Origin of the sequence: Halorubellus salinus (assembly GCF_020567525.1) — an archaeon.
Taxonomy (GTDB): domain Archaea; phylum Halobacteriota; class Halobacteria; order Halobacteriales; family Natrialbaceae; genus Halorubellus; species Halorubellus salinus.
The window spans coordinates 572,011-579,225 of record NZ_JAJCVI010000004.1; the positions used below are offsets into that span (position 1 = coordinate 572,011).

Here is a 7,215-nt window from a genome sequence, read left to right on the forward strand (position 1 = left end):
GCGTGTTCGTGAGGGTGGACCGGGACGCGGTCAGTGACTGCCACGGTGAACGATTGCGACGTCCGTCTCCACGTCCGTGATGCGTTCGAACGTCGGCGGGGCGAGGAACCGCGACGCGGCCGACCGGTCGGTGCTCGCGCCGACGACGACGAGGTCGTACTGGGTGGCGTTCGCTCCGAGGAACCGCTCGATGCTCGCTCGCGACACGCGCGTCTCGAACCCGACGTCGAACGTCTCGACGAGGTTCGCGAGCATCGCCTCCGCGCGCCGCCGCTGGCTCTCCGCGTCGATGCAGTGACAGACCGCGAGCGCTCCCGCTCGACCGGCGACGCGCGTCGCGAAGTCGAGCATCGCGTGGGCCGTGTCGCCCGGACGACCGACGGCGACGAGCACGCGCCGCCACTCCCGGTCGAGCTCGTCGTCGCCGCTCCGGAACACGACGACGTCCACGGGCGCGTCGAACAACCCCTTCAGGTACGGCGAGAGCGAACCGTGAGACTCCTCGTAGGGCGCGACGACGAGGTCGCAGTTCGCCTCCTCGGCAGCTCGGAGCGTCACGTTCGTCCGGCCCGACGCCGCGCTCGCGACGACGACCTCGCAGGGAACGCCGACCTGCGTCCGGATACGGCTCGCGAGGCGCTCCAACCGCATCGCCGCCTGCCCCGCGACCTGCTCGCGCGCCTCCGCCGCCGTACTGCCGACGCCACCGTCGTCGTTCGCAGCGTCCTCGTTCCCGACGGCCGCCCCGTCGGAGCGGCGTTCGGCCACGATGGCGTCCTCGGCCGCCGCGACGTCCTCGTCCGCGACCACGTCCAGGAGCACGACCTTCCCCGCCTCGTGCGCCGCCGCGAGACGCGCCGCGAACAACGCCGCCTCCCGGCCCTGGTCGCCGACGACCGGCACGAGCACGTGGTCGTCGCCCTTCGTCGTCTGGTAGAGGTACTGCGCCCGCCGGTCGTAGAACAGTTCGCGCCACGCGTAGAACACGCCCGCGACGAACGACGACGCGACGAGGATGCCGAGGACGTACGGCACGACCTCGCCGTAGTCCGCGACGAGCGTCAGGAGAGCCGCGGAGAACGCCGACGGCGCCTCCACGTCCGCCGCCCACGTCACGGTGCCGACCGCGAAGATGGCGACCGCCGCGCTCGTAGCGGTCGCCGCGGGACTCCCCGTCGTCCACGGGAGCACTCCGGTGGTCCGGACCGCGAACAGCCCGCAGAGTGCGCCCGCAGTGAGGCCGCCGACGAACCGGACGGGCGACGCGTACTTGCTCTCCGGGTTCGCGAACAGCGTGTACGTCCCCGACGCCAGCGGTGGGAACAGGAGGAAGGACACGTCCTCGCTCACCTGCGAGACGTACGTGACGAACGCGATGAGGAGCGGGACGAACGCGAGTACGGACAGATGCAGGAGGTTCCCCGTATGCTCGACCCAGTTCCTGAACTCCTGGAGTTCGCGGCGCTCTATCCGGCGGACGCGCCGCCACGCGCTCCAGAGCCGCGGCCGCCACCCCTCGAACATGCCCGACTCTTCCACACCGAGAGAGTAAAGCGGTTCCCTCCGGTCGAGGGGAGTCCGGGCGTGGCCGGGCCGGTCAGCGGCCGGGCGTGGTTGGCACGGGCCGGTGTCCGGGCGTGGCCGGCGCGAGTCGGCGTCGTGTCCGCGTCGCACGGCCGCCCACCGCTTATGCGAACGCACCCCCTACCATCGGGTATGACGACTGACGGTGGCGCGAACGCGCCCGGGGACGCTGCTGTGGGCGACGCGAGCGTGCCCGCGGACCCGATCTCGCTCTCGGTCGGGTACGTGCGAGCGACGAAGGCCGGGGACGGCGACCCCGCCGACTACCGTCGGGCCCTCGCCGACCTCGACCCGCAGGCGCTCGCCGATGCGCTCGACGGCGACGACGCGCGCCTGGCGTTCTGGCTGAACGTGTACAACGCCTCGGTCCAGGACTACCTCGCCGAGGAGCCGCGGCTGTTCGAGGAACGAGGGGTCGTCCCTCGACGCCCCATCTTCCGCCGGGACCTCCTCGCGGTCGCGGGCGAGTCGCTGTCCGTCGACGACGTCGAGCACGGCATCCTCCGCCGCTCCCGGAGCGGTGTCGGTCTCGGGTACGTGCCGCGACTCCGCCAGAGCCGGTTCGAGCGCCGGCATCGCGTCGACGACGTCGACCCCCGCGTCCACTTCGCGCTGAACTGCGGTGCCGCGTCGTGTCCGCCGGTGCTCGCCTACACCGCCGCGGACGTCGACGCGCAATTGGACGCGTCGACGCGAGGGTACCTCGACACCGAGGTCAGCTACGACCCGTCGACGAGGACGGCGACGGTCCCGAAGCTGTTCTCGTGGTACCGCGGCGACTTCGGTGGGAAAGCAGGCATCAAGCGGTTCCTCCGCGAGCACGACGCGGTGCCGGCTGCCGGCCGGCTGTCGCTTGCGTGGGGGGACTACGACTGGACGCTGAAGCTCGGCCAGTACGCGGACGCGTGACGGCGCCCGGGCTGTCGGTGGGTTGCGTGCTGGATCGAAGATCCGTGTGGCGAGCAGGCAGTCTCGGATGCGTCCGCGGGACGACTGCGCTCCCGCCGTGGCCGCGCGGACGACGACTCGCTAGCGCATGCCGTCGTTCGCCGCGACTTCCGATTTAAACCTGCGTGGTGGCGTCGAGCGTGATCTGGATGGCGCGCTCGACGTTGTTCTTCGCTTTCTCGGGGAGTTCGTCGGCGTCCGTCTCGCCTTTCTGGGTGCCTTCGACGAGGTTCCCGTCGACGGTACAGATGGCGCCGGCTTGCAGGCCTTTGCGACGCGCGAGCGTGAACACGGTCGCGGCTTCCATCTCCACGGAGAGGATGCCTGCTTGCTCCCAGTCGTCGACGTACTCGTCGGTCTCGGCGTAGAATGCGTCGTCGCTCGCGATGGGGCCGACGTGGACGTCTTCGTCGTTCGCTTCGGCGCCGTCGACGAGCGCGGACAGGACGTCGTAGTCGGGGACGGCGGGGTACTCGGCGGCTTCGTAGCGCTTGCTGGTGCCTTCGTTCTTCGCGGCGCCGGTGGCGACGATCATGTCGCCGATCTCGATGCCTTCCTGGAGTGCGCCGGTGGTCCCGCAGCGGATGAACGTCTCGACGCCCACCGCCGCGAGTTCTTCGACGGCGATGGCGGCGCTCGGACAGCCGATACCGGTCGAGCAGATGGTGAGGTCGACGCCGTCGTACGTGGCGTTCACGACCTTGTACTCGCGGTTCTCGGCGACGACTTCGCTGTCGTCGCACATGTTCGCGATGCGGTCGACGCGTCCGGGGTCGCCGGGGACGATCGCTGTTTCGTGGACGTCGCCGTCTTCGACTAGCAGATGCGGTTGCTTGGCCATGTCGCCGCGTTCGCGGGTCGGGGGCAAAAACGACGCGTTCCGCGGTTCGGGTTTGGGGGCGTGCTCGCACCGGGTGGGGTTCACGTAGAATGTAAACCTTTGGGTTGGTCGTGGGGGTTGTGCGCGGGGGTGGTGGATGGAGATGGTGCGTCGGTGGAGATGGTGCGTGGGTGGGTGGAGATGGTGCGTGGGTGGGTGGAGTGGTGGGGTCGTCGGCGAGGGGCGGCTTCTTCACCGTGGCTGTCGCTGGCAGTGCTGGCGATGCCGCTTCCTTGCTGCCTGCGCCGCTTCCCTTGCTGCCTGCGCCGCCTCCGCCGCCGCGACCGCACCGAACCTCGCCCTCCCCAACCGACGACGCGCGGCGCTGCCGCGCGTCGTCCCTCGCACGGTATCGACGCGCCGCGACTCGCCGACGCTCGTCGCGCCGCGACAGCGCGCGCCAACCGACGGTCGAACGCCCGATTCGACTCGCTGCCGGGCCGCGAGCGGCGCGCGCCGCGTTGGCGGCGGGCGCGGCGAGCAGGGGGAGGGCAGGCCGCGGTGCAGTCGCGGTGCGGTCGCGTTGCGGTCACGGGTCGGTCGCGGTTTGGTGCGTCGCGATACAGGAAGCTTTTCGCATCCGCCGTTCTTCGTGGCTGTCGAATGCACGCCATCACGAACAGCGGCTGGGTGGAGGTCATCACGGGGAGCATGTTCTCCGGGAAGACCGAGGAGTTGCTGCGGCGGCTCCGGCGCGCGCGGATCGCCGAGCAGGACGTGGCCGTGTTCACGCCCGCGGTCGACGACCGGTACGGCGACGACGTCATCGGGAGTCACGAGGGCCGTGACTGGGACGCGACCGCGGTCCCGAACGAGGGCGAAGGCGTCTGGGAGATCGTCGAGCACGTCACGGACGAGGACGTCGTCGCGGTCGACGAGGCGAACTTCTTCGATTCGACGCTCGTCGCGGTCTGCGACCAGCTCGCGAGCGACGGGCATCGCGTCGTCGTCTCCGGGACCGACCAGACGTTCCGCGGGGAGCCGTTCCATCCGCTCCCCGAGCTGATGGCGACCGCGGAGTACGTCGAGAAGTTCCAGGCGATCTGCTCGGTGTGCGGCGAGCCCGCGACGCGCAACCAGCGGCTCGTCGAGGGCGAGCCCGCGCACGTCGACGACCCCACCATCCTCGTCGGCGCGGAGGAGTCCTACGAGGCGCGCTGCCGGAACTGCCACACGCTCCAGACGGGGTCGCTCGACCGGAGTCTCGACGAGTTCGCCGACGGAGACCGCGCGGACGAGGACGCCCTCGGGGACCGACCGTCCGCACCGCCGGCGGACGAGTGACACGATGACCGACGCACTCCCGCAGGACGCACGATGACGCAGTGGGTCGAGTCCACCGAAGGCGGCCGCGACCGTGGGCCGCGAGCAGTGCTGCGTGCGTGGTTCGAGGTCGCGACCGCGCCGTCGCGGTTCTACCGCACGGGCGTCGCCCCCGGCGATCAGGCACCCGGGTTGACGTTCGCGATGCTCGTCGTGCTCGTCGCGGAAGCCACGCGGTTCGTGCTCGTCGACGACGCCTACCCGGTGATCGCCGACAGCGAACTGCTGTCGGGTGCACTCTGGCTCGGCGTCGCCGTGCTCCTCGTCGCCCCCGCGGGCCTCCACCTGCTCGCGGCCGTCGAGACGCTCCTCCTCGCCGCGCTCGCCCCCGACCGCGGCGGCGTCAGCGAGACCGTGCAAGTACTGGGGTACGCGACCGCCCCGTGCGTGTTCGCCGGGATCCCCGCCCCCGAGGTGCGCGCTATCTGCGGGCTGTACGCGTTCGTGCTCCTCGTCGTCGGCGTCCGCGTCGTCCACCGCGTCTCCACGGTGCGCGCGGTCGTGCTCGCGCTCGTCCCCGGCGTCGTCGCGTACGGCTACGGGTTCCGCGCACTCGACGCCATCGAGACCCTCCTCCGCAACTGGTACATCATCTAGCGGTTCGACGACCCGGAACCGTCGCTTCAGTCGTCCTCCGGGCCGAGAGCTACGTTTAAGCTCTCAGAGCGCGTTCGGTACCTTGATACGTATGCTTCAACCCCTGTTCATCGGCGGCCTCGGCGGCCCCGAGCTCGTCATCATCTTCATGCTCGTCGTCCTCCTGTTCGGCGCGAACAAGCTCCCGAAGCTCGCACGCGCCAGCGGCGAGGCCATGGGCGAGTTCCAGAAGGGCCGCGACGAGATTGAGCGAGAGATCAAGGACGCCACCAGCGTCGAATCCGAGGATGCCGACGAAATCGACTCGACCGCTGACCCCAGCCTCGAGACGGACTCGACCGCCGACCCCGACCTCGAGACCGACGTCGACTCGGACCGCACGCCGTCGGCCTGAACGCCGCCCTGCGCCCGTTCTCGGTTCTCGACTTCTCGCTCAGTCCACCGACTCAGGGACGCGCGCGTTCGGATTTTCTATCGCGGTAACTGATTTACGCCGTCTGATTCACGTCACGTGGCACGAGCCACGACCGGCTGGTTCGCGGTGCTGATGGCTGGTTCGCGGTGCTGATAGCCTGCCGGTAGAGTCGCGAGAAGGAGGTGAGTGAACCGACGGGACGGTGAGTGAACCGACGGTCACTCCTCGGTCGGCCCCGGGAGTGGGAGGTCGCGGCGGAGCGCGACGCCGACCGCGAATCCGACCACGGCGATCGGGACGGCGGCGAGGAGGGCGGCGAACGCGGCGAACGCGGCTGCTTCGGGGAGCGAGACGACGTCCGGCCCGAACCTGGAGAAGGTCTCGCTGGTCCCGTAGCGCGTGAACGCGATGCCGTACACGGGTGCGGCGACGAGTGCGGTCGTCGGGACCAGGCCGGCGTTCACGGCGGCGCTCGCGACCGCGAGCGCGAGGAGTGCGGCGACGCCGAGGAACACGAGCGGTTCCGGGTTCGTGCCCGTCCACGTCCCGTACACCCAGGATTCGAGCGTCTCGTACCCGACGGTCGCGAAGACGTGTTGGGCTGCGCCCACGGCGAGGGCGGCGGCGAGGGCTACTATGCCGACCGAGACTGACGTGCGACGGCCGAACAGGCCGTGGACGATGCGTGTCGTCGGGAAAGCGTCCCGTCCACGACTGAGGACGTCAGCGAGTCGGTCGACGCCGTCGGACGGCGTCATCGGTGCGTCGACCGCGGACAGCGCCGAGTCGTCCTTGCTGGAGGGCTCGTCTGTCGACTTCACCATGCGTACACCTCCACGAGACAGAAACATCAAACCACCGAACAGTCAAATCGATATCACGGTTATCGCCGACGACTCCACGACGCGGCCGTCGACCGACGTCACCCGAACTTGCCGGTGATGTAGTCCTCGACGCGCTGGCTCTCGGGGTTCTCGAAGATCTTGTCGGTGTCGTCGTACTCGACGAGTTCGCCACCGGTGAGGAACACGGCGGTCTGGTCCGAGATGCGCGCCGCCTGCTGCATGTTGTGCGTGACGATGACGACGGTGTAGTCCTCACTGAGTTCGTCGACGAGGTCCTCGATCTTCGAGGTGGCGATGGGGTCGAGCGCACTCGCGGGCTCGTCCATCAGGATGACCTCCGGGTCGACCGCCAGCGCGCGAGCGATGCAGAGACGCTGCTGTTGGCCGCCCGAGAGGCCGAGGGCGTTGTCGTCGAGGCGGTCCTTGACCTCGTCCCAGAGCGCCGCCTGCCTGAGCGCTCGCTCGACGAGCTCGAGCTCCTCCTCGGTGTCGTCCCGGCCGAAGAGCCTGGCGAGCAGGCCGGTATCGAGGTCGCCGTGCTTGCGGGGCCCATACGAGATGTTCTCCTTGATGGACTTCGGGAACGGGTTCGGGGCCTGGAACACCATCCCGATGCGCTTCCG

8 protein-coding genes are annotated in these 7,215 nt (G+C 69.7%); 4 read left to right on the plus strand and 4 right to left on the minus strand.

What is annotated here, in order from left to right; all coding sequences use genetic code 11:
- Positions 1-30: 30 nt before the first annotated feature.
- A complete protein-coding gene (locus LI336_RS14175) occupies positions 31-1,524 on the minus strand; it encodes an HPP family protein (protein WP_227133782.1) in 1,494 nt (497 codons plus the stop codon).
- Between the two features lie 192 nt (positions 1,525-1,716).
- On the opposite strand from LI336_RS14175, the gene LI336_RS14180 reads away from it, so the two are divergent.
- Positions 1,717-2,493 carry a DUF547 domain-containing protein gene (locus tag LI336_RS14180; RefSeq protein ID WP_227133783.1) on the plus strand — a complete coding sequence of 259 codons (777 nt, stop codon included), beginning with the start codon at positions 1,717-1,719 and terminating at the stop codon, positions 2,491-2,493.
- 154 nt (positions 2,494-2,647) lie between these two features.
- On the opposite strand, the gene LI336_RS14185 is transcribed toward LI336_RS14180, so the two are convergent.
- The gene (locus LI336_RS14185) at positions 2,648-3,373 is read right to left on the minus strand and encodes a guanosine phosphorylase (RefSeq protein WP_227133784.1); all 726 of its coding nucleotides are present in this window, start codon (positions 3,371-3,373) and stop codon (positions 2,648-2,650) included.
- Positions 3,374-4,015: 642 nt separating this feature from the next.
- Here LI336_RS14185 and LI336_RS14190 point away from each other — a divergent pair.
- From LI336_RS14190 to LI336_RS14200, 3 genes are all read left to right on the plus strand, one after another.
- A complete protein-coding gene (locus tag LI336_RS14190; RefSeq protein WP_368408382.1) occupies positions 4,016-4,696 on the plus strand; it encodes a thymidine kinase in 681 nt (226 codons plus the stop codon).
- 33 nt (positions 4,697-4,729) lie between these two features.
- A complete protein-coding gene (locus LI336_RS14195; protein WP_227133785.1) occupies positions 4,730-5,332 on the plus strand; it encodes a YIP1 family protein in 603 nt (200 codons plus the stop codon).
- Positions 5,333-5,414: 82 nt separating this feature from the next.
- A complete protein-coding gene (locus LI336_RS14200; protein ID WP_438267283.1) occupies positions 5,415-5,726 on the plus strand; it encodes a Sec-independent protein translocase subunit TatA/TatB in 312 nt (103 codons plus the stop codon).
- Positions 5,727-5,965: 239 nt separating this feature from the next.
- On the opposite strand, the gene LI336_RS14205 is transcribed toward LI336_RS14200, so the two are convergent.
- Both LI336_RS14205 and LI336_RS14210 read right to left on the minus strand, forming a co-directional pair.
- Entirely contained in the window at positions 5,966-6,571 is a 606-nt protein-coding gene (locus LI336_RS14205; RefSeq protein WP_227133787.1) for a DUF8071 domain-containing protein, read from the minus strand.
- A 98-nt stretch (positions 6,572-6,669) separates the two neighbouring features.
- Positions 6,670-7,215: phosphate ABC transporter ATP-binding protein (locus LI336_RS14210; RefSeq protein ID WP_227133202.1), on the minus strand; the 546-nt coding region annotated here is incomplete at its 5' end.

Excerpts from the sequence above, each read along its gene's own strand:
- LI336_RS14195 (WP_227133785.1), top strand. The coding sequence starts at position 4,730 with ATGACGCAGTGGGTCGAGTCCACCGAAGGCGGCCGCGACCGTGGGCCG.
- LI336_RS14180 (WP_227133783.1), top strand. The coding sequence starts at position 1,717 with ATGACGACTGACGGTGGCGCGAACGCGCCCGGGGACGCTGCTGTGGGC.
- LI336_RS14205 (WP_227133787.1), bottom strand. The coding sequence starts at position 6,571 with ATGGTGAAGTCGACAGACGAGCCCTCCAGCAAGGACGACTCGGCGCTG.
- LI336_RS14190 (WP_368408382.1), top strand. The coding sequence starts at position 4,016 with ATGCACGCCATCACGAACAGCGGCTGGGTGGAGGTCATCACGGGGAGC.
- LI336_RS14175 (WP_227133782.1), bottom strand. The coding sequence starts at position 1,524 with ATGTTCGAGGGGTGGCGGCCGCGGCTCTGGAGCGCGTGGCGGCGCGTC.
- LI336_RS14185 (WP_227133784.1), bottom strand. The coding sequence starts at position 3,373 with ATGGCCAAGCAACCGCATCTGCTAGTCGAAGACGGCGACGTCCACGAA.